Source organism: Blautia sp. St.27G3 (assembly GCF_059728505.1).
The window spans coordinates 58617-80213 of sequence record NZ_BAAGFO010000001.1 but is presented as its reverse complement, the minus strand read 5'-3'; the positions used below and the strand labels follow the sequence as shown (position 1 = coordinate 80213).

Here is a 21597-nt window from a genome sequence, read left to right as displayed (position 1 = left end):
TTTATTTTTTGTAATAAATGTCATTTTTTTAAAATTGCATCAAAAAAAGCATTGTGCAAATAATCAAATCATGCTTCAATGCTTTTTTTGACTTTTTTACTTTGTTTTTCTTTACAGTTACTTTGTATTCTTTTATTCTGCAACACAGATTTCTGAAAAAGACATGGTACATGCCGTCAATCTGATTACAGCGTTCACGAAGTAGTTCCTGTGATATATTTCATACCAGTGTAAATTCGTTTATAAATCTGATATTTTTTGTTACAGATCGCTGCCATTTCCGGATCTGGCTGGAAACATTCTTCTACATGGATGGTTTTCTCAACAATTCTCGTATAATCTGTCGCCTTGCCGTCACGATGTGCCGTTAACAGCGCCATACCATAGGCAGCGCCAATCATTCCATCCATTCGTTCTATCGGAAGATTCAGGACATTCGCCATAATTTGCAGCCACACGCTGCTTTTTGATCCGCCTCCGACTACCTTCACACTTCCATAATGTGCAAGTGGCAGCTCCATTTTTTCAGAAAGCTCCCGGAATCCAAAACAAAGGCCTTCCAGAACAGAATACGTCAGATCTTCCTGTTCACTGTCCGCACTGATGCCAAAAAAAGAACCCCTCAGCGCCGGGTCTGCATACAGCGTTTTTTCTCCTGCAAGATGCGGATAAAAGATAACAGAATTTCGTTTTGCCCTTTCCAGATCAATCCCTTTATCTATGTAAGAAAAATCCTTTTTTTTCAGTACCTTGCGAAGCCACCATTCCATCGTACTGCCATTTGACTGGACGACGCCCTGCACCAGATTGTAATATTTCTGATTATCAAAAGAAAACAGAATTTTTTTCCCATATGGATTGTCCCGGTCTGGCTCAACCGGTATTACCAGCACACCCGAAGTACCAAGTGAAATCACTGGATAGCCCTTTCCGAGACATCCCGTCGAAATTGCCATGGCCGGGTTATCCCCGGTACCGGTCAGTACCGTAACCTCTGTGGAGATACCAAGCAGCTCCGCCATTTCCGGCGTCACAGTTCCACTCACATGCGCACTCTCGTGGACGTCAGGATATGCTGATTCTTTCAGGCCAAGAAACTCCCGCATCTGTGCAGACCATCTCCGGTTTCTGATTTCGTAAAGACAGGAGGTCGACGCTTCACAATAATCAGTACCGTAACAACCAGTCAGACGATACACCAGATAGTCTGCACCGATCAGGAATTTTTCAATTCTGGAGAAATTCTCCGGCTCGTACTTTTTCATCCAGTAAAGATTTGCAGCCGGACTGCCGGTTGATATAATCCGTGAAAAATATTCCCCGTCCTCAAATGACCTCATATTCTCTTTCAGTTCTACAATCAAGTCCTTTGTCCGAAGATCGTTCCACATCAATGCCGGCCGAATGCACCTGCCTACCCCGTCCAGAACGAGCAGTGTGTGCATCTGTCCCGTAAGCCCTATGCTGCGTAGACCCGATGCATCCCGGCCTTCCAGGACTTTCCGGATTCCCTGTACCATACGTTCAAACCAGAGTTCCTGATCTATCTCGCTCCACCCTGCCTGCGGACTTGATAACTGGTATTCCTCAGTAGTCTGTGCCAATACCTGCTTCTGTTCATCCATTAACACTATTTTCATGGCTGACGTGCCAAGATCAATACCCAGATATAATCGTTTCATTCTTCTGCACCTGTTAAATATGATTGTCCTGTATTAATGCTCATTGATCATCATAACGAGCTCTTTAACTCTGTCCGCAACATTTTTCACTGCATCAATACTCAGATGTATGACATCGTGTTCATTATGATTTGCCTCATACGCTTCGCCAAACGTTCGAATATATTCCCTGCGAAGATCTGAGCCATAATTAATCTTAATCAGCCCATGCTTCTTTGCTTCCCAGATTACTTCTTTTGGAATACCGGAGCCGCCGTGAAGAACGAGCGGTACCTTTGAGACCTCATGAATCCTGGCAAGAAGCGGAATATCAATTTCTGGATTCAGGCAAAGACCATGTACATTTCCAACGGAAACAGCCAGAACATCGCACCCGGTGCCTTCCACGTAAGATTCCACCATATCCGGGTCCGTCTTACACCCGCTCTCATCCACTATATCCTCTTCCTTTCCGCGAAGCGCACCCAGTTCCACCTCCACCGGAATCCCATAAAAATGACAGTACTCCGCAGCCCTTTTTGACTCTCGTACATTCTCCTCAAACGGAAGATGAGACATATCAATCATAATTGAAGTAAATCCTGCATCTACACAAGCCTTCACATCTGCAAAAGATCTGCCATGATCCAGATGCAACCCGATCGGCGTCTCTGATTTTTTAACCGCATCCCTCGCTATGCCCGCAATCACCTCCGGATTAGAAAGCCGCAGATTATTCGAAGAAATCTGAATATATCCCGGCAGATTCGCCTCCATCAAGCCATTCGCAATCGCATACGTCATCTCAAGATTCGTCGTATTAAACGCCGGAAGCACATACCCATATTTCTTCGCAAATTTCATTAAATCGTATCCATTCACCAGTTTCATTCCTAGAAATCCTCCATTCTCCCATCCACACCAAAACGTCTCGGCCTTCTACATATCGCCTTTCGCAAGACAGCCCCTCAAAATCTATTGGATTACCGAACCTTCGTCCTCCTCTCTGCAAAGAAAGTACGGAAAAACCCCGCTGAAACAGCAAGGAAAAGAACAACACCCTGGATAAATGTCTGCCAGTAAGACGACACTGCCAGCAGATCAAGGCTGTTCTGAAGCAGACCAATGATAAACACGCCGAGGAAGCACCCGATAATCGTTCCTTTCCCGCCACGCGTGACACTGGCTCCGCCAAGCACACAGCAGGTAATACAACGGGTATCAAGTCCCTGTGCAATGGAAACTGCAACGGAATTCATACGGCCTGTCACGATGATACCGGCAGCTGCACACAAAAATCCAGCCAGCATATAAACAGAAATAATCATCTTGTCATTGTTCACGCCTGCAACTCTGGCCGCCATCGGATTGCCGCCCACCGCGTATACCGTTCTTCCAAAGCATGTCTTGTGCAGAATTACAAAGAAAATGATATAAAGCAGAATCGTCCACCATACGGACATCGGCAGATTCAGCAGCTTACTTGCACCGATATTCAGGTAGGTCTGTGAAAATCCGGTCAGCGGAGCACCCTGTGCCAGCCCGAGATGCATACCTCTTGCCATCTGCTCTACTGCAAGCGTTGCGATCAGCGGAGGTATATTCAGTTTCGTAACAGCCAGTCCGTTAATCAGGCCGACAAACATTCCGACCAGAACACAGACAAGCACGGAAACAAACCACGGGTACCCTTTCAGCATCAGAGAACACCCTATGTATGCGGAAATCGCCAGCGTACCGCCAACAGACAGGTTGATACCGCCGGTCAGAATCACCAGCAACATACCGATTGAGACTATTCCGTATGTACTGACATACTGGATAATATTCGTGATATTAGAAAATGTAAGGAAATACGGTGATGCGATCGACATTCCGACAAAAAATGCAACGATAATCCCAAGTAACACCACGTATTCCGATAAAAATGATGAAATTGAACTCTTATTTTTCATGTTTGGACCTCTGTTTTTTATTTTCGTAATTAGCTGATCATCGAAAGAAGCTGTGCCTTATCGGTTTCTTTGGCAGAAACGCGTCCCTTTATCTCACCGCTTCGCAAAATAATAATTTCCGTACACACAGACAGCAACTCTTCCAGCTCCGAAGAAAAGATCAGGACTGTTACGCCTCTGTTTGCCATATCAATCAGAATATTGTAAATTTCTGTTTTTGCATAAACATCAACGCCCCGTGTCGGCTCATCCAGAATAAACAGATCCGGATTGCTTTCCAGACAGCGGCCGATGATAACCTTCTGCTGATTTCCACCGCTTAAGCTTTCCACTTTCTGCTGGTCAGACGTCATTTTTACGGTTACGTCTTTTGCAATCCGAAGACTCTCGGCTGCCCGTGCTTTTTCTTTCATAAAACCAAGCTTTGTGGAAAAATTACGGAGCACGGACAGGGTAATATTCTCGCTGATCGACATCAGCGGCGCAAACCCCTCAAGCTTTCGGTCCTCTGTCACGATGGCCACATGCTTTTTCATCATCATTTCCGGTTTCGGACGCCTGATTACCTCACCCTTGTATACAATCGTACCGCTGTCATACGGATCAAGGCCATAAATCGCCCTTGCAATCTCTGATTTTCCGGCTCCAAGCAGGCCGCAGACTCCAAGAATTGTTCCCCGCTGCACTGACAGATTAATGTGACTGAACTTCCCGGCACTGCACAGATCTTTCAGTTCCAGCACCGGAGCCGCATCACTTTTTTCACTGCGTTCCACACGCTCCCGCTGCACTGCATTTTTACCCATCATCGCAAAAATGAGATCATCCTTTGTCGCATGCTTGGTATCAAATTCACCGTTGTTCTTTGCATCCTTCAGTGCTATCGCACGGTCGCTGATCTGAAGGACGTCCTCAAGGAAATGCGAAATAAAGATAAACGATACTCCCCGCTCCTTTAAGGTTGCGAGCAGATGAAAGAAAATAACTTTCTCCTTCTCACTTAAAGAAGAAGTCGGCTCATCGAGTACCAGTACTTTCGAATTTAAAGTCATTGCTTTTAAAATCTCAATAATCTGCTTTTCTGCTGCTCTTAAGTCGCCGACCTTATCGGTTGCCTTAATATCAATTTTCAGCTGATCAATCAGCTCCTGTGCAGCCTTGTATACTTCTCTGGAATTATAAAATCCAAACCGGTTCTTTTTTAAATGACCGATAAAAATATTTTCCGCTACTGTTAAATCCGGACACACGTTTAATTCCTGATGCACAAAACGGATACCCAGTTTTTCCGCATCCTGCGGCTCGCTGATTTTTACTTTGTTTCCTTCAAAGAAAATTTCCCCGCTGTCCGCATGGTAAATACCGTTAAGAATTTTGATCAGCGTAGACTTTCCTGCGCCGTTTACCCCGAGAAGCGCACACGTTTCTCCCTTATGTAAGGTAAAGTTCACATGGTCAAGCACTACATTATCGGAAAATGTCTTAACTATGTTTTTCATTTCAATAATTGGTTCCATGTTTATTTCTTCCTTATTAAAAAGCGGCCTGAAGACCTCGCCGTTTTCAAAAGTCTTCAGGCCGGATTGTCATGTTAAGCCACCCGGGAAACGGGCCAAATAATTACTTATCGAACAAGGTCGCCCCAAAGTGTTTCGGTTCCAAAGGATTCAATGTTTGCACACGTTACAACGTCTCCGCCATAATCATAAGTCGGTTCCATCTCACCGCCTTCATAGTACTCTTTGATCTTGGTAACTACGTCTGCTCCAAGCGTGATCGGATACTGAGAGTAAACGCCATCACAGGTACCTTCTCTGATCATATCCAGCACGAAGCCTTCACCGTCAACAGAGTAAAGACCAATATGGCCTTCCTCGCCAACCTTGCCTGTGTGGCCGGCTTCTGTGATTGCTGCGTATGCGCCCTTCAGAAGTGCGTCTGTATCAAGGAAAATAACGTCGATATCCGGATTGCTCTCCAGATAGTTCTTAACGACTGACATCGCCGCTTCCTCGCTGTACTCGCCTGCAGACGGGTCGCCTACGAGCTCAATACCCGGATACTCTTTGATGGTATCTTCCACACCTGCTGTTCTGTCAATGGTCGGCTGATCGGAAAGAACGCCCTGAACGATCAGAAGCTTGAACTCCTCGCCATAATCTGCAATCATCTGTTTTGCCATATCAACGCCTGCCTGATAGTTGTCCGTTGTCAGCATAGATACAACGTCTCCGGAACCTTTTCTGTCAATACAGAATACCGGAATGCCCTGTGCATTGATCTGATCAACCGTTGGTCCAATCGTATCTTTCTCAATCGGGGAAATAACGATTGCGTCTGCTCCTGTAGTCGCCTGGTTGAGCAGCTGGCTCATCTGAAGCTCCGTATCTCCGTTCGGGTCAAGCGTAACTGCCTCGTAACCGTACGCTTCACACTGATCCTCAAACCCCTTCATACATGCTGCCCAGAAGGTTGAAAACATCTGCGGAATAGAATAAGCAATCTTCAGCTCTTTTGCTTCCTGCGCCATTGCAAGGTTTCCGCCCGCCAGTGACAGTGCCAGTGATGTTGCCAGAACGCCTGTTAATAAATGTCTCTTTCTCATTACAAAATCCTCCTTAAATATATATAATTTTTTGAGATCCTATGAAAACAAATGCCCGATCAGTCAAAGAAGCTGACAATTAATTTATTGCTTGTCTTTCCATCTGCAAAATCCCGGAAGACCTGTACCGACTCTTCCAGACTGACCACCTGGCCCACAAGCGGACGAAGATCAAGCGCGCCGCTTTGCAGCATGGCAATTGCCTGGCCCAGCGTTTTTTCCAGCGCATAAGAACCAATGATCTGAAGATCCCGGAAATAAATATCAAACGGGTCAACCGTTATCTGGCTTCCAACCGGACACGCTCCGAATACAATCATTTTCCCCGCGTATTTGACAAGTCGGATTCCCATCTCTACACACTTCGGAACACCGGTCGCATCAATTACAATATCAAAGCCCTCCGGTGCAATCCTGCGAAGCTTCTGTTCCACATCCGCCTCAGACTTAACTGTAAAATCTGCCCCCAGCTCTTTTGCTTTTTCCAGCTGTGTTTCTTTGATATCTGTCATAACAACGCGCGCTGCACCACGTTTTTTCGACAGCATCATCTGCATCAGGCCGATCGTCCCGGCTCCCATAATCAACACAGTGGAACCAATCGGTATTTCGTATTTGTTATGGCTGTTTATGACACAGCCAAGTGGTTCTGCCATGGAAGCCTGGATAAAATCAAGGTCTCCGATGTGAAACGCACACCGTTCCGGCACTGTCACATACTCGGCAAATGCGCCGTCCCGCAGGCTCCCGAGAACGGAAAGATTCTTACAGTGAATCTGATGATTGCTCTTACAGGCATCGCAGTTCTCACAAAAGACATTCGGATCTGCGGAAACACGGTCTCCCACTTTAAAATTCATGACCTTGCTTCCGACTGCCTCAACCACTCCGGAGAACTCGTGCCCCGGAATCACCGGATACTTCTGCACATGTCCGCCTTTTAGAATATGTATATCAGATCCGCAAAATCCGCTCGCCGCCACTTTAATCAGCAGCTCGTCCGGCTGCGGCTGTGGTACCTCCACATCTTTCAAATAAACCGTGTTTTCTTTTTCAATATAAAGTGCTTTCATACTTCAATACTCCTTTTATCGCTTACGTTCAGCTTTCTCCTTCACGGAATGTTTGATTTATGTTTGTTTTGTTTGTTTAACATGTTATCATGTTTATTTTATTGTTTCAAGTGTTTATTTACACAAAATATCTAACATATTTTTGTGTATTTTAAACAACTAAGAAATCAGATGAATGTCATTTTTTACTGCATCGCACCAGTTTTTAAACACATCCATCTCCAGAACTTCAGGATTCAGTACACCAAAATTTGATATGCCGTGAATCACGTTTGCGGTTCTCTGAAATACGAATTTCCATGAATTAATCACAGCATCCCGCGTGCTTCCTGCAAGATGAGCAGAAAGCGTGATATTATCAAGCTTTCGAATCGGATCGTCCGAATCCAGCGGCATTTTGGGATAAACATCCGTCGCCGCACCTGCAATTCTATGTTCCTGCAACGCTTTTACAAGTGCGTCATAATCCACCATGGATGCGCGCGCCGTATTGATAAAATAGGCGGTCGGTTTCATCATACGGAACTGCTCTTCTCCAAACGTATGGAAATTGTCGGCTGTCTGGCGTGCATGAATGCTGATAAAATCGGATTCCCGGCACAAGGTTTCGAGATCCACTTTTGTGACATTCCATTTCTTCATATCCTCTTCTGAAACAAACGGATCTACTGCTATTATATTTACATGGAATCCGCTAAGCTTCTCTGCCATCAGCCTTCCAATATATCCAAAACCGAAAAGACCGATTGTTTTACCGCAAAGATCCGGCAAGATCGCATTATTCGAATAAATGGCAGTCAGTCCGCCCTTCTTCATCAGCGCATGCTGTCTTGCTATATTTCTTGATTCTGCCAGCATCAACCCGATTGCATAATCAGAAACGGCATTTGCATTTCTTCCTGCTGCATGAACAACGAGGATTCCGCGCTCTGTGGCTGCCTGAATATTTACATTTTCCGTGCCCGTTCGCGAAATGCCGATCACACGCAGATTTTCAAACACATCCATCATCTGACCGGAAACCGGAGAAAACGAAACTGCCAGCACTTCTGAGTCTTTATGTTCCAAATAAACAGGAACTGTCGGCTCTGGCTCCGGTCCGAACTTTTCCAGGCGATAGATATTTTTAATAAAATCCACCTCCGGGTCCGGATCTGTATACTCACCCACAATAATAGGACCATCCGTAAATTTCCGTGCATATTCTTCCGAATAGGCAATCTGCTCTTTGTAATTTTTATACAATCCATCATACATACATAAAACCTTCATACTGCTTCCTCCTCCGAATTGCTACTGCTCAAAATGTTTGTTTCATGTTTGTTTATTGTGTTTGTTTTAAACTTTATTTTACAATAAATCAATTTATTTTTTTCGTCAATAGTTCATTTTTTCTGATTTATCCTATATTTTAATGTCCTATTTTTGTTTATTTTACCGATATCTTCATTTTGCTTGACTTCCCATGATGTTTTATTTTATACTAACCATAACATGTTTGTTTGAATTTAATCCAAATATCAAACATTTTCTATTTCAGCTTCTCTACATAAAACGCCAACAAAGTGACATCCAGTTCACAGTGTTTTGCCGGCTCGCATACAGCGGCAAATGGAAATGCAAACATGTTTACTTGAGTTGTACTTTCATGGAAATGAAAAAGGAGCGGCTGATACTAAATCTGTATATTTAAGGTGGTGTTTCTATTGATAACAAAAGACCAGCGTCTTGATACTATTTTGGAACTTCTTTCTCACGAGGGAAAGGTACAGATTCATGATCTGGTACGCCGTTTCAAAGTAACTGATATGACAATCCGCAGAGATTTTGACTGTCTCGTTGAAAAAGGAAAAATCGTGAGAACGCATGGCGGTGCAGTCCTTGCAGAACAGGAGGACGCTCAGGGAACGCTCAAACTGGAGCCCCCTTATGTTACGCGTATGGCAGAGCAGGCCTCCAGCAAACAGGCGATTGCGCAGACCGCTTCGCGGATGATTCAGCCAAAACAATTTGTTTTCCTGGATTCCGGAACAACTACGTTTTCTCTTGCCAAATCCGTTTCTCAGGACATTCCCTGCACTTTTATCACAAACGGGGTCAATCTGGCCGCAACCCTTTTGACGCACCAGTGCCCAAGTGTCATTATCATCGGCGGCGAAGTGGATCTGAATACCTGGTCCTCCCGCGGAACGCTTGCAGAAGCACAAATCAATAACTTCCATGCGGACATTGCCTTTCTGGCCTGCAACGCCATATCACCCGATGGAAACGTGATGATTGGAAATCTGACAGAGCTGGGACTGAAGCAGAAAATCATGAGTGTTTCTGATAAAATCTATCTGCTCGCAGATTCTTCTAAATTTGACAGTCACAGTCTGACCACGTATGCTTCCGTGAGAGATTTTGACGGAATCATCACAGACAGCGCGATTCCGGAAAAGATTCAGGCACACATCAAAAAGCTTGGAGGAAATCTGATTCTTGCAGAAACTGCGGTCGGTATCACAAAGTAAAATAATTGCAGGGCGAATCCGGATCGCAGATACAAAAATTTTCAGAGAAACAGACAGGGGGGGATATTATGGCGATTATAGGAATTGATGTCGGAACAAGCGGCTGTAAGGTATGTGCTTTTGATCTCCGTGGAAAGGTACTGAGCACAGCCGGAAGAAAATATACAGAACGACGCGGCAATGGTATCCGCGAAATTGAACCCGATACAGTTCGGGAATGTGTTTTTGAGTCTTTGAAGGAGGCGGTTTTGAATTGTCCGGAGCCTGTCCAGGCGATTGCTGTTACCTGCCTTGGCGAATCTCTCGTTATTCTCGATGAACAGGATCGTGTTTTATGCAATTCCATGGTAACTGGCGATAACCGCGGACAGGAGGGTGTTGATAAAATATGCCAGGAGTTTGGCGCAGACTATGCGTTTGCGGTGTCTGGCCTGATGCCAAGCCAGCTCTACTCGCTTCCGAAAATGATCTGGCTGTATGATCACACGGATGTGATTCCAAAAGCCCGCAAAATCTTTTTCTATGAAGATTATATCGGGTACCTGCTGACCGGAGAGCGCAAGGTCAGCTACAGCACGGGTGCCAGAAGCATGTCTGTTGATATTCACAATCTGAAATGGGATGAAAAACTGTTGGCCCTGGCCGGACTTACACCGGAGCATTTTTCCGAGCTTGTTCCTTCCGGAGCCGTGATCGGGTATGTAAAACATGATATGGCCGAAAGCTGCGGCATGCATGGTTCCATTCCGGTTGTCGCGGGAGCCCACGATCAGGTCTGCGCAGCGCTTGGATGCGGGTTCCTGGACTACTCGATTGCCGAAGACGGAATCGGAACATGCGAATGCCTTGCTCTGATGCTACCGAAAACGTACGATGAAAGCATCCTGAAGAAGTTTGATCTGCCATGTATGATCTATCCGCTTCCTGATTCGTATTTTACAACACTGGAAATTACGACGTGCGGCGCACTCTCAAACTGGGCGCGCGATGTCTTGTTTCAGGGAATCTATCAGACCTGCACTGCAAAGGGCACAGACTTTTTCCGGTGCATGGATGAGCGCGTAATGGATGCACAGACAAATGTGCTGATTCTCCCACAATTCGGCTCCTCGGGACATCCGGACCTGAACTTAAATGCCATGGCCGGTTCTATCTGCGGACTGACCCTCGATACCACTGCGGAAGACCTGTATCTTGCATTAAAGGAATCCATGATCTATCAGATCCGGCTGGCACATGAATACGCGGCGCCGCTTGGTCTTGATTTTGAAAAAATCGTAATATCCGGAGGAGCTGCAAATTCTTCCGTTTCCGCCCGCCTGCGCGCTGATATTTTCCGGAAGCCTGTCTACACACTGCAAAACAACGAAGCCGGAACACTCGGCTGCATGATCCTTGCCGCAGTTGCCATCGGCGCATATCCCGATATCGCCGCCTGCGTCCGTGAGGTTGTGCAGTATGCCACTGAGACGCTTCCTGATCCTGCAAACTTTGCGATGCATGAAGAAAAGTATGGGAAATTCAGAGAATTTTATGAAAAAATGCATGAATTTCGCGTGTAAAGTCAAAATCCATGTTTCCCGCAGAGTACTCAGAATGTCGTAAGCGTCAAATAAGAACGTGTAGTGAAATATTTGGCGTTCTCTTGTAAACTTAGGGTTAGAGTTTTTAGAGTCCGCTCTCGAAACTCTAAATCTAAGAAAAAGGGGCGAACCCATGGATATTTCATCTTTAACTCCTGATAAACAGGTAAAACTTCAGTACTGGCTGAACGTGATCCGGCAATGCAGAGCCTCCGGCCTGACAAACCAGGCATGGTGCGAACAGCATGATATCTCTTTAAAAAGCTATTATTACTGGATCGCAAAGATTCGGAAGCTGGCGCTTGAGGAACTGCCCCGAAAGAGTCATGGATGCAGGCCGGGTACACGGATATGAGAAAACAGCTGGACGGCCTGGTAGATATCATAAAATACAGCTTTCAGCTTGATCCTTACAGCAATTCCTTATTCCTTTTCTGTGGGAAGCGTGCGGACCGGATCAAGGCAGTCCACTATGAAGGGGACGGCTTCTGCCTTTTCTATAAGCGCTACGAAAACGGCCGTCTAAAGTGGCCGCGCACAGGTGAAGAAGCCAGACAGATCTCCCATCAGCAGCTGCGCTGGCTGCTGGAGGGTCTGAACCCGGAACAGCCAAAAGCAGTGCGCAAATGGGCTCCTACAAAGCCCGGAAAAACCGGGAATTCCTTATAAGTGCTGGAAAATCCTGCTGTTTTATGGTATAATGAACCTATCAGAAAAAAGAAGGTTTTCAGCCCATGCCGGATTTGGTGGAGGTCGAAAAACATCTGCGTAAAAGGAAATATGCCGGCCAGCGGGAGAAGCTGATAAAAGACATTCCCCGCAGCAAAGTGCTCCACACGATCGATGAGCGTGAACAGATCTGTGAAAGGTGCGGGAGCGCCATGGTAAAAGTCGGTGAGGAGTTTGTCCGTACTGAAGTACAGTTCATTCCTGCCAGCCTAAAAGTGGTCGATCATTACCGGGAAACTTATGAATGCAGGGCATGCCGAAAAAACGGAACACCTTATATGGAAAAATCTCCGGTGCCCTGTCCCCCGGTCATGCACTCCCTTGCATCTGCTTCCACGATTTCGTGGCTCATCCACCAGAAGTTTGAACTGGGTATCCCCTTATACCGCCAGGAAAAGGAATGGGAGGCCATGGGACTGTCATTAAGCAGGGCGACGATGTCGAACTGGCTCATGGTCGTCTATCGGGACTGGCTTTCCCATGTGGTCGGTCATCTCAGGCAGGAACTTCTGAAACAGGAGTATCTGCACATTGATGAAGCCCGCGGAAGCAGTCCTGCGGCTGAATAAGTTGTTTGAGATAGAAAAGGAATTGGACGGCCTTCCCCCGGAGCAGAAGAAAAAAGAACGGCTTAACCGCGAGAAACCGCTTCTCGAGGCTTTCTGGTCATGGGCAGAGATAAACTCTGTCGGAGAACTTCCAAAGTCGAAACTCCATACAGCTTTCCATTATGCCCTGAACAACCGGCAGGAGTTCTTCAACTATCTTGAGGATGGGAACTGTTCCATCAGCAACTCTTTAGCGGAGAACTGTATCCGTCCGTTTGTGATCGGCCGTAAGAACTGGCTGTTTTCGGGAAGCCCGAAAGGTGCTGCCGCAAGTGGGGGGATCTCTTGAAAATCCGGAATATCTGGATGATTATCTGCCATGGGATCCCATGGTACAGGAACGTTGTAGATAACCACTGCCCTTTTAGTATAGAGGGTTGGTGGTTATTTTTCTATCCACTATCTTATTTGACGCTTACGAATAAAGCCGATAAACTATTGAAAAATCAATTTTGTATGTTTGGTAATTGTAATTGCAATTATAAGAGTTATTGTTTCAGCTATAAATGGAGCAACCCAAATCATTTCTTTTCCGAATAGCATTGGAATACTGCATATTGCCATCGCTTTTATAATAATTCCCCTACTTACTGCAATAACATTTGATTGCTTTGTTCTTTTTGTCGAATAAAGAAACGATGTATAAATAAGGTTTAACGCCATTGGAATAAATGACAAACAGAACAAAGGCAATGCTTTAGATGCAGTCTGCACAAGTTCTGTATCGCTGTTGAAAATACAAATAACAGGTTTATCAAAGAAAAACAACGCACTGTAAATTAAGGCAGACAAAACTAAGTTGATGATAATTCCACAACGGAAAAGCCAATTTATTTCTCCAGTATCCTTTTTACCATAGCTGTTCCCCCAAAGTGGCTGTAAGCCTTGTGCAACACCCGAAAGAATTGCATTCGCAAGGGAATAAATAAAACTCAATACACTGAAAGTTGATACGCCAATATCTCCAACAAGGCTTGCTAACATAATGTTGTAGCATAATGCCGTTACGGGAGTTGTAAGTTGTGAAATTGCTTCAGGAACACCACGCTTACAAATTTTCTTAACAAGTGTTATCTCCAATTTTATTAAATTCAGTTTCAAGCGTCCTTTTTTGTTCCAAAAATGTGACAGCAGAACAAGTACAGAAAATACCTGTCCTAATCCCGATGCAACTGCTGCACCAATTATTCCCATTCCAAACGGGAAAATAAAAAGCCAATCTAAAAATATGTTTGCAATCGCACCAACACACATCCCAATGAAAGAGAGAGTCGGAGAACCGTCATTCCTCACAAATACGGATAGACAGGTACTCATGAGCATCGGAATAGAAAAGGCTGAATAATAAAGCAGATAGTCCGCCGCCATTTTTCTCATTTCATCACTTAACTTGCTTGCTCCACTTATATCCACAATTTGTTGTGAGAACACCATACCAACAATCATTAATAAAACAGACATAGCAAGTGTTAATGTAATTGCTGTCATAAACGCTTGATTTGCCCCCTTTTTATCCTCTCTCCCCATTCGTATTGCAACTACAGTTGCACCGCCCATTGGAAACATAGCGGCAATGGCTACAACAAAAGTGATAAACGGAACTGCAATATTTACTGCACCTAAAGCCGCCGAACCAACACCTTGACCGACAAAAATTCCATCAACAACATTGTAAAGATAGGTTACAAATAAGCCTCCCATAGCAGGGAAAATGTAACCGCATAAAGATTTTACTTTTGCATTCATAATATACCTCCATACAGGAAATGGGACAAAGCATGTTTATGCTTCATCCCATCTAAATAAACAAAAAGTGGGATAAAGCCCAATAGGTCTTATCCCACTTCAACAATCTTATTTGATTGCAAGTCCTCTGACAAGCACATTCATTATAACAAATTTTTATCAAAAGTCAAATCCCAAATCTGCTGTTTTTACTTAGAAAAAATAAGCTCCTCGTTCACAATCTCCCTCGCACAAGCCCTTATGTTATTGAGCCGCCCTGTCCATTCTAAGGCATTTTCTTCCTTTAGGCGTTCCGTTATGCCCTGTGCCTGCTTCATGCCCTCTATGAGCCTTTCAAAGCATTCCTGTGCCTGTCTGTCAGTGTCAGCAAGGTATACATTCAACTTGCCGCTTGTGAGAAGGTTCGTGTATATAACCCTGCGGTACTGCTTCAGATAGTCCAGATGCCGCTGTCCCCATGTGCCTATCGCCTGTTCTTCTTCGGTGGGTAATCTTAAATCTGGAATAAGATACCCATTTTCTACATGATACGTACCGCCTAACTGTTCAAATAGTGATTTCATATGCAAAAACTCCTTTTCTGTGTGTTTTGGCTTCTGCGGGGTATCTGCAAGCAATGTATCAGCAGGCTGTATGTATATGTTATCTTTAAGTTAAGTAATCCCCGGGTTACTTGTGACACTAATAAAGTTTTTTACCATGTCTGTAGCCGCTTTTTCCGGCACACCTAATATCGTTCCATCATCTAACACCCCCATGAAAATATCTCCACCAAACCTGTTCAAAAAAGAACAGACTGTTTCATAAGTATCCGATTCTATACCATTCCCACAACGCTTGAATTCAACTGCATAACTTTTTGTGAATCTACGAATTCTGTAAGTATTTTTTCCACTTTATCTAAACATAATATCGATTCTCTGTTAAATAATGTGTTATTTTCTTTCATATTTCCTTTTATACACTTTTCGACAAAACATTTTCCCTTATATAATCCTCGTTCAACCCGGATAATCTCACCTAAATCCACTAATTGAGCTATGGCACCTGTGAGCTGTGATTTTGTAAAACTTTTACTACTTTCTCTGGCAATATATTCACTAAAATCTATTATTGTATAAAGCCCTTGTGTTTTAACACACTCTTTAAGTAACACTTTTATTTCTTCTTAATCAATATTTTTGATTAAAATAATAACATTAAACAAATTAGTTTTCAAAAAACGCGCAACTGTTCTGCCCTCAGGCCCAACGATTGCGCGTTTTTATTAAATTATTATCCAGAAAAGATCCGTTCTCTTATTCTCTGTCCACCGAAAACTTCATCTTACTGTCGCAATCAAAATATGATACGGAAATTGCAGAGATACCTTGAATCTATACGGCGATTAGGAAAATCTTAACAATTTCTTATTGGAAAGTGCAGGATTGCTTATGTGCAATTTAGTAAAATAAAACAAAAGGAAAGGAATGGACTGATATGGAGAATAAAATACTGATTGTAGATGATGAACAGGAAATAGCAGACCTTGTTTCCCTTTATCTTGAAAATGAGAATTTTACTGTATATAAATTTTATAATGCCAAAGATGCAATGGCTTGTATTGAAAGTGAAACCCTTGATTTGGCAATTTTGGATGTTATGCTGCCTGATATGAACGGTTTCCAAATATGCAAAAAGATAAGGGAGAAATATCGCTATCCAGTGATAATGCTCACGGCAAAGGGAGAGGAAATTGATAAAATAACGGGATTAACATTAGGTGCAGACGATTATATTACGAAACCGTTTTTGCCTTTAGAATTGGTCGCCCGTGTGAAAGCCCAACTAAGAAGATATAAAAAATACAATGTGGGAAATGAGCCAGAGGAAGATATTTTGATTCATTCTGGTTTAGTTCTAAATGTGAAAACGCATGAGTGTACTTTAAATGAAAAGCCTCTTTCATTAACGCCTACGGAGTTTTCTATATTACGGATTTTGTGTCAGCAGAAAGGAAATGTAGTCAGTTCGGAGGAACTTTTTCATCAAATATGGGGGGATGAATATTTCAGTAAAAGCAATAACACCATTACTGTTCATATTCGGCATCTTCGTGAGAAAATGGGAGATTCATTTGAAGAACCACAATATATAAAAACAGTCTGGGGGTGTGGATACAAAATTGAAAATTAAGATTTCAAAGACAGCTACACTAATTGGCACTTGTATCCTCGGCATTGCTGCATGTTTTGGATTGTATTATCTGGTAGATAAGGTTTGGAACGGCTTTTTTGTGGACTGGTTCACGGCTAAGTACATGAACACGCATGAGGTTTATTCTGCTGATGTGGGAAAAGATATTCTTGTTACAGAGCCTTTGTGGTCGGAGCTGAAAGTATTTATCTTGACAGTTCTGATTATAATCGTACTTATCTGCATTGCAATTACTTTTGCGTTTGCAAATTTACATGCAAAGGCAGAAGTGAGAAAATCCATCACTGCGACTTCGGTGATGCTGCATGATTTTATGATAGAAGAAAAAGGAAATATAGATATTTTTCCAAAAGAGTATGCCGAAATTTCAGTCCAGATGTCCGAAATAAAATCCACGATGCAGCGGCATGAACAAATGTTAAAGGAAGAAGCAAGCAGAAAAAATGATTTGATTGCTTATCTTGCACATGATTTAAAGACACCGCTTACCTCTGTTATTGGATATTTAGCATTATTGGATGAAGCACAGGATATGCCGATAGAACAAAAAACAAAATATGTAAATATTGCATTAAGCAAAGCACTTCGTTTAGAAAAGCTTATCAACGAATTTTTTGATATAACAAGATATAATCTGCAACAAATTGATTTGGAAAAAGAATCTATAAACCTCTGTCATATGTTGGTTCAAATGACAGATGAATTTTACCCGCTGTTAAATGCTCATAGTAATCAAACAGAGGTATGTGTTGATGAAGATGTAACGGTTTATGGGGATTCTATGAAGTTAGCCAGAGTTTTCAATAACATTTTAAAAAATGCGATTTATTACAGTTACCCAGATACGATAATTAAAATATGGGCTGAAAGCACAGATACGGATGTTTGGATTTATTTTTGCAATAAAGGAAAGACAATTCCCGCAGGTAAGTTAAATTCTATTTTTGAGAAGTTTTTCCGTATGGATGAAGCACGTTCGACGAATACGGGAGGTGCAGGATTGGGGCTTGCGATTGCAAAAGAAATCATAACACTGCATGGAGGTAAAATTACTGCCGAAAGTGAAAACGAATCAACAACTTTCCGTATCTCTTTACCTGTAACACATTAGTAAAATATATAGGCTCTCTTAGCATTTTCTTAGGAATTAGAAAATTGAATATTAAAGTATGGATAGCTTCTGTTCAGTAGAATGAATACTGAATAGAAGCTATTTGTTTTGTATGAGAAGAAGTATAGAAAAAGGAGGACTTCATAATGAATCAACAAAAGAAAGTTGCCGTTTTTTTTGGCGGCTGCTCAACAGAATATGCCGTTTCGTTGCAGTCGGCATATGCGGTGATCAAGTGTATTGACACAAAGAAATATGTACCAATCTTAATAGGCATTGCCCCTCACTCTGGCAAATGGTACTGGTATCAAGGGGAACTGGAAAAGATAAAGGAGGATAATTGGCAGTCAGAAGAAAACTGTACGCCAGTATTTCCGTCTTTTGACAGAACAGTTCACGGGTTGTGTTACTTGGACAATCATCATTTAAAGATAATTTCATTCGATGTCGCATTGCCAGTTTTACATGGAAAGAATGGGGAAGATGGAACAATTCAAGGGGTTCTGGATTTGATGGGGATTCCTGTTATCGGATGTGGTTTATTATCTTCCGCTTTGTGTATGGATAAAGAACTGGCTCACCGTATCGTACAAATGAGCGGAATAAAAGCTGCACGGTCTTTTATTGTTAAGACAAATTATTCAGAGGAAATGGTTCAGAAAAAAGCCCTAGAGCTTGGCTATCCTTTATTCGTAAAGCCTGTACGGTCTGGTTCATCGTTTGGGATTTCAAAAGTCTTACATGAACAGGATTTGCTTTTAGCAATCGAGAGTGCCTCCCAGCATGATTCTACCGTTATTCTGGAAGAGATGGTTGATGGTTTTGAGGTTGGGTGTGCAGTTTTGGGGAATAAGGATTCCAATTTGATTGTGGGTGAGGTTGATGAAATTGAATTGTCGGATGGATTTTTTGATTACACAGAGAAATATACGTTGAAAACTTCCAGTATTCATGTACCTGCACGTATTTCTCCACAAAAGGCAAAAGAAATTAAAGAAACAGCTCTTGAAATTTATAAAGCATTAAATTGTTGCTGTTTTGCAAGGGTGGATATGTTTTTGACTCCCGCAGGGGAAATTTATTTTAATGAAGTAAACACAATCCCCGGCTTTACGGAGCATAGCCGTTATCCCAATATGTTAAAAGAAGCAGGTCTGCCATTTGATGAAGTAATCGAACGCTTGATTGAAATGGGGGTATCGAAGTGACACAGATTGACTTTATCTGCCCGCATTTTCCATATACGGGGATTTGTGGGGAGTTCAGAGCGACCGCTCCTCGATTTGGTTTTGTTGAAAGGTATGTGTCTGGGAAAGAACAGATAGCGGGTATTGGAGCAGAACCGTGGCATTTCCGTTATGTGGGGTATCCCCATTCTGTCATTATGGCAGAAAAGGATATGGCTTTAGAAGAATACATTTGCTTTTTAAAGGAAACTACCGATTTAAGGCATCCTTATATTTATAACAGTTCTAAAGCGGACAAAATCGAAATTTCGTATGTTTTTTTAGATGGCGGTTACTCTGTAAAACTTGATGTATCGGAGATGTCGCCGTATATGATTTCGGGTACAAACGAGGAAGGGGCTATTTTAAGTAGGTCGAGGGAATATTATGCGTCATAAAACATTTGCAGGAATAGATTATTTCCGCTTAGTGGCTGCTTTCATGGTAATTGCAATTCATATATCGCCATTGTCAGTCTGGAGTGAGGGAATTGATTATTTAATTACCTATTGTATTGGGAGAATTGCTGTTCCATTTTTCTTTATGACGACAGGATATTTTGTATTAGCTCCCTATGTGCTTAGCAATTTTAAAAAGAAATATCCTCTCCGTAAATACCTTGTTAAAAATATAAGGCTGTACCTCATTGTGACCGCTGTTTATATACCTATTTCAATATATTCTGGGAATATGCCAAAATCTATCTTGGAGTTTATAAAGCAGCTTCTTTTTGACGGCACGTTCTATCATTTGTGGTATTTTCCCGCCGCAATTATTGGGTGTGTACTTCTTGCGTGTCTGACAAAAAGATCAGTTCAGACAGCAGTTTACTTTTCGCTCATTGCTTATGTGATAGGAGTATTTGGTGATTCCTATTATGGTCTTATAGAAAACGTGCCTTTACTACGCACGTTATATACTGGCATTTTCTATGTCAGCAGTTATACAAGAAATGGTATTTTCTTTGCGCCAATTTATATCCTGCTCGGTATGTTGCTGGCTGTTCCCGAATTTCATTGTAGGGAACAGGTATGTAAATGGGGACTTGCGTTAGCATCGTTACTTATGCTTTTAGAGGGATGGATTACTTATTCTTTCCATATCCAAAAGCATAATAGTATGTATTTCTTTTTGCTGCCAGTGATGTATTTTTTGTTTCAATTACTGCTTGAAATTTCTGGGAAAGCTCCCGCTTGGATACGGAATGGCTCAATGGTGCTGTATATTATTCATCCTGCGGTAATTGTTGCCCAACGGTTAATCGCTAAAGTGACAGGACTTACAAAAATACTTGTGGACAATTCCTTTTTCCAATATATTTCGGTCTGTCTATTGTCATTGGCAGCCATGTTTATGATTCAAATATTTTTTGAAAGGGGAGATAGAAATGTATCAAAAAGGTAGGGCGTGGATTGAACTGGATATAGACAATCTGGCTTACAATATAAGGCAATTCAGAAAAATACTTTCTCCTAAGTGTGCGATTATGCCCGCCGTTAAAGCAAATGCCTATGGACATGGTGCTGTCCTTATTGCAAAAGCATTGCAGGGTTTGGAAATTAAAGATTTTTGCGTGGCATCAGTAAATGAAGCGGCCCTGCTTAGAAAAGCAGGAATTTTAGGGCAGATTTTGATTTTGGGATATACCTCGCCAAATCAGTTTTCTGATTTGGTGAAGTACAATCTTACACAAACCGTAGTTGATTATCCCTACGCAAAACTGCTGAATGACTTTGGACAAGCTGTCTTTGTCCACATTGGAATAGATACGGGTATGCATCGATTAGGGGAAAGAAGCGAAAATATAAAGGAGATTTGTAAAATCTGGGAGTTTGAGAATCTGAAGATAACAGGCGTATATTCCCATTTGTGTATGTCAGATGGAGTTAGTGATGCAGAACGGGATATTACTCTGAAACAAATTGAGGAATTTAATATGGTAATAAACTTTCTGCATAGAAAGGGAATACATCATTTTAAAACGCACATACAAGGAAGTTATGGCGTACTGAATTACCCCGCTTTAAAGTTTGACTATGCACGATTAGGAATCGCACTTTATGGTGTATTAAGCTCTCCGAAAGATAGAATTATTTCTAATACAAAATTGAAGCCAGTTTTATCATTAAAAGCTAGAATTGCGTGTGTAAAGCAGTTACATAAAGGTGAAGCACTCGGTTATGGTCTGACTTATAAGGCTGGAAAAGAAATGCAGATTGCTACTGTTGCAGTCGGATATGCAGATGGGATTCCCCGTGAATTGTCAAATAAGGGATTTGTTTTGATAAACGGGCAGAAAGCAGCCATTGTCGGTCGTGTTTGTATGGATCAGTTAATGGTAGATGTGACAGATATTAAGGGCGTATCTTGCGGGGATGAAGCCGTATTTATTGGGAAAAGCGGAAACAGTGAAATCATGGCTGCTGACCTTGCAGATAGTATAAACACTATATCAAATGAGATTTTAAGCCAATTAGGAAGTCGTTTAGGCAGAGTATCAATAAAAAAAATAGCGGAAGATAGCATTTTCTTATAGGCATAGCAGGAAGTTTAGAATAAGATTTTTGATTGGATTTATAACTCGTCAAATA

General features: G+C 42.5%; 21 protein-coding genes and 1 pseudogene. 11 read left to right on the top strand and 11 right to left on the bottom strand.

The annotated features are described in order from the left end of the window. Positions 1–194: 194 nt before the first annotated feature. The 7 genes from AC6I2O_RS00350 to AC6I2O_RS00320 form a co-directional block, all read right to left on the bottom strand. Complete coding sequence (locus tag AC6I2O_RS00350; protein WP_497741492.1) at positions 195–1682, bottom strand: xylulokinase; 1488 nt, start codon at positions 1680–1682, stop codon at positions 195–197. 33 nt (positions 1683–1715) lie between these two features. Further along, positions 1716–2552, bottom strand: a complete 837-nt coding sequence (locus tag AC6I2O_RS00345) for a class II aldolase (RefSeq protein WP_497741491.1) — start codon at positions 2550–2552, stop codon at positions 1716–1718. A gap of 92 nt (positions 2553–2644) precedes the next feature. Then, the gene (locus AC6I2O_RS00340) at positions 2645–3616 is read right to left on the bottom strand and encodes an ABC transporter permease (RefSeq protein WP_120393238.1); all 972 of its coding nucleotides are present in this window, start codon (positions 3614–3616) and stop codon (positions 2645–2647) included. 29 nt (positions 3617–3645) lie between these two features. Then, positions 3646–5133: a sugar ABC transporter ATP-binding protein gene (locus AC6I2O_RS00335; protein WP_120393239.1), complete on the bottom strand. Its 1488-nt coding sequence runs from the start codon at positions 5131–5133 to the stop codon at positions 3646–3648. Between the two features lie 107 nt (positions 5134–5240). Further along, a complete protein-coding gene (locus AC6I2O_RS00330) occupies positions 5241–6221 on the bottom strand; it encodes a sugar ABC transporter substrate-binding protein (RefSeq protein ID WP_120393240.1) in 981 nt (326 codons plus the stop codon). A gap of 59 nt (positions 6222–6280) precedes the next feature. Continuing rightward, positions 6281–7294 carry a zinc-dependent alcohol dehydrogenase family protein gene (locus AC6I2O_RS00325; protein WP_120393241.1) on the bottom strand — a complete coding sequence of 338 codons (1014 nt, stop codon included), beginning with the start codon at positions 7292–7294 and terminating at the stop codon, positions 6281–6283. Positions 7295–7453: 159 nt separating this feature from the next. Continuing rightward, entirely contained in the window at positions 7454–8566 is a 1113-nt protein-coding gene (locus AC6I2O_RS00320) for a 2-hydroxyacid dehydrogenase (RefSeq protein WP_120393242.1), read from the bottom strand. Between the two features lie 434 nt (positions 8567–9000). Between AC6I2O_RS00320 and AC6I2O_RS00315 the strand changes: the two genes are divergently transcribed. The 5 genes and pseudogenes from AC6I2O_RS00315 to AC6I2O_RS00295 form a co-directional block, all read left to right on the top strand. After that, entirely contained in the window at positions 9001–9807 is an 807-nt protein-coding gene (locus tag AC6I2O_RS00315; protein WP_147412316.1) for a DeoR/GlpR family DNA-binding transcription regulator, read from the top strand. Between the two features lie 68 nt (positions 9808–9875). Further along, positions 9876–11369, top strand: coding sequence for an FGGY-family carbohydrate kinase (locus tag AC6I2O_RS00310; protein WP_497741490.1), 1494 nt, complete (start codon positions 9876–9878; stop codon positions 11367–11369). A gap of 154 nt (positions 11370–11523) precedes the next feature. Further along, entirely contained in the window at positions 11524–11745 is a 222-nt protein-coding gene (gene tnpA, locus AC6I2O_RS00305; RefSeq protein WP_497741489.1) for an IS66 family insertion sequence element accessory protein TnpA, read from the top strand. Further along, positions 11721–12059 carry an IS66 family insertion sequence element accessory protein TnpB gene (gene tnpB / locus AC6I2O_RS00300; protein WP_497741488.1) on the top strand — a complete coding sequence of 113 codons (339 nt, stop codon included), beginning with the start codon at positions 11721–11723 and terminating at the stop codon, positions 12057–12059. Before tnpA ends, tnpB begins: the two co-directional genes overlap by 25 nt. A 68-nt stretch (positions 12060–12127) precedes the next feature. Then, a pseudogene (locus AC6I2O_RS00295) lies at positions 12128–13080 on the top strand (IS66 family transposase); the annotation flags it as partial. Positions 13081–13162: 82 nt separating this feature from the next. On the opposite strand, the gene AC6I2O_RS00290 reads toward AC6I2O_RS00295, so the two are convergent. The 4 genes from AC6I2O_RS00290 to AC6I2O_RS00275 all read right to left on the bottom strand — a co-directional run bounded on the left by AC6I2O_RS00290 (position 13163) and on the right by AC6I2O_RS00275 (position 15629). Next, complete coding sequence (locus tag AC6I2O_RS00290) at positions 13163–14473, bottom strand: MATE family efflux transporter (protein ID WP_497741487.1); 1311 nt, start codon at positions 14471–14473, stop codon at positions 13163–13165. Positions 14474–14661: 188 nt separating this feature from the next. Continuing rightward, positions 14662–15036 (bottom strand): TnpV protein, encoded by a 375-nt coding sequence (locus AC6I2O_RS00285; protein ID WP_497741486.1) that lies wholly within the window; start codon positions 15034–15036, stop codon positions 14662–14664. Positions 15037–15126: 90 nt separating this feature from the next. Beyond that, positions 15127–15294 (bottom strand): AlbA family DNA-binding domain-containing protein, encoded by a 168-nt coding sequence (locus AC6I2O_RS00280; RefSeq protein WP_497742481.1) that lies wholly within the window; start codon positions 15292–15294, stop codon positions 15127–15129. Then, positions 15291–15629 (bottom strand): hypothetical protein, encoded by a 339-nt coding sequence (locus tag AC6I2O_RS00275; RefSeq protein WP_497741485.1) that lies wholly within the window; start codon positions 15627–15629, stop codon positions 15291–15293. Before AC6I2O_RS00275 ends, AC6I2O_RS00280 begins: the two co-directional genes overlap by 4 nt. A 323-nt stretch (positions 15630–15952) precedes the next feature. On the opposite strand from AC6I2O_RS00275, the gene vanR reads away from it, so the two are divergent. From vanR to vanT, 6 genes are all read left to right on the top strand, one after another. Continuing rightward, positions 15953–16648, top strand: coding sequence for a VanR-ABDEGLN family response regulator transcription factor (gene vanR, locus AC6I2O_RS00270; protein WP_135976862.1), 696 nt, complete (start codon positions 15953–15955; stop codon positions 16646–16648). Continuing rightward, the gene (locus AC6I2O_RS00265; RefSeq protein WP_120393604.1) at positions 16626–17780 is read left to right on the top strand and encodes a sensor histidine kinase; all 1155 of its coding nucleotides are present in this window, start codon (positions 16626–16628) and stop codon (positions 17778–17780) included. The genes vanR and AC6I2O_RS00265 overlap by 23 nt, the downstream gene beginning before the upstream one ends. A gap of 146 nt (positions 17781–17926) precedes the next feature. Next, positions 17927–18988, top strand: a complete 1062-nt coding sequence (vanG, locus tag AC6I2O_RS00260; protein WP_120393605.1) for a D-alanine--D-serine ligase VanG — start codon at positions 17927–17929, stop codon at positions 18986–18988. Then, entirely contained in the window at positions 18985–19404 is a 420-nt protein-coding gene (locus AC6I2O_RS00255) for a D-alanyl-D-alanine carboxypeptidase family protein (protein ID WP_497741484.1), read from the top strand. The genes vanG and AC6I2O_RS00255 overlap by 4 nt, the downstream gene beginning before the upstream one ends. Further along, on the top strand, positions 19394–20410 hold the full coding sequence (locus tag AC6I2O_RS00250) for an acyltransferase family protein (RefSeq protein ID WP_120393607.1): 1017 nt from the start codon (positions 19394–19396) through the stop codon (positions 20408–20410). Before AC6I2O_RS00255 ends, AC6I2O_RS00250 begins: the two co-directional genes overlap by 11 nt. Continuing rightward, positions 20394–21542 (top strand): serine racemase VanT catalytic subunit, encoded by a 1149-nt coding sequence (gene vanT / locus AC6I2O_RS00245; RefSeq protein WP_120393608.1) that lies wholly within the window; start codon positions 20394–20396, stop codon positions 21540–21542. Before AC6I2O_RS00250 ends, vanT begins: the two co-directional genes overlap by 17 nt. Positions 21543–21597 lie beyond the last annotated feature (55 nt).

Excerpts from the sequence above, each read along its gene's own strand:
- AC6I2O_RS00350 (WP_497741492.1), bottom strand. The coding sequence starts at position 1,682 with ATGAAACGATTATATCTGGGTATTGATCTTGGCACGTCAGCCATGAAA.
- AC6I2O_RS00345 (WP_497741491.1), bottom strand. The coding sequence starts at position 2,552 with ATGAAACTGGTGAATGGATACGATTTAATGAAATTTGCGAAGAAATAT.
- AC6I2O_RS00340 (WP_120393238.1), bottom strand. The coding sequence starts at position 3,616 with ATGAAAAATAAGAGTTCAATTTCATCATTTTTATCGGAATACGTGGTG.
- AC6I2O_RS00335 (WP_120393239.1), bottom strand. The coding sequence starts at position 5,133 with ATGGAACCAATTATTGAAATGAAAAACATAGTTAAGACATTTTCCGAT.
- AC6I2O_RS00330 (WP_120393240.1), bottom strand. The coding sequence starts at position 6,221 with ATGAGAAAGAGACATTTATTAACAGGCGTTCTGGCAACATCACTGGCA.
- AC6I2O_RS00325 (WP_120393241.1), bottom strand. The coding sequence starts at position 7,294 with ATGAAAGCACTTTATATTGAAAAAGAAAACACGGTTTATTTGAAAGAT.
- AC6I2O_RS00320 (WP_120393242.1), bottom strand. The coding sequence starts at position 8,566 with ATGAAGGTTTTATGTATGTATGATGGATTGTATAAAAATTACAAAGAG.
- AC6I2O_RS00310 (WP_497741490.1), top strand. The coding sequence starts at position 9,876 with ATGGCGATTATAGGAATTGATGTCGGAACAAGCGGCTGTAAGGTATGT.
- tnpA (WP_497741489.1), top strand. The coding sequence starts at position 11,524 with ATGGATATTTCATCTTTAACTCCTGATAAACAGGTAAAACTTCAGTAC.
- tnpB (WP_497741488.1), top strand. The coding sequence starts at position 11,721 with ATGCAGGCCGGGTACACGGATATGAGAAAACAGCTGGACGGCCTGGTA.
- AC6I2O_RS00290 (WP_497741487.1), bottom strand. The coding sequence starts at position 14,473 with ATGAATGCAAAAGTAAAATCTTTATGCGGTTACATTTTCCCTGCTATG.
- AC6I2O_RS00285 (WP_497741486.1), bottom strand. The coding sequence starts at position 15,036 with ATGAAATCACTATTTGAACAGTTAGGCGGTACGTATCATGTAGAAAAT.
- vanR (WP_135976862.1), top strand. The coding sequence starts at position 15,953 with ATGGAGAATAAAATACTGATTGTAGATGATGAACAGGAAATAGCAGAC.
- vanG (WP_120393605.1), top strand. The coding sequence starts at position 17,927 with ATGAATCAACAAAAGAAAGTTGCCGTTTTTTTTGGCGGCTGCTCAACA.
- AC6I2O_RS00250 (WP_120393607.1), top strand. The coding sequence starts at position 19,394 with ATGCGTCATAAAACATTTGCAGGAATAGATTATTTCCGCTTAGTGGCT.
- vanT (WP_120393608.1), top strand. The coding sequence starts at position 20,394 with ATGTATCAAAAAGGTAGGGCGTGGATTGAACTGGATATAGACAATCTG.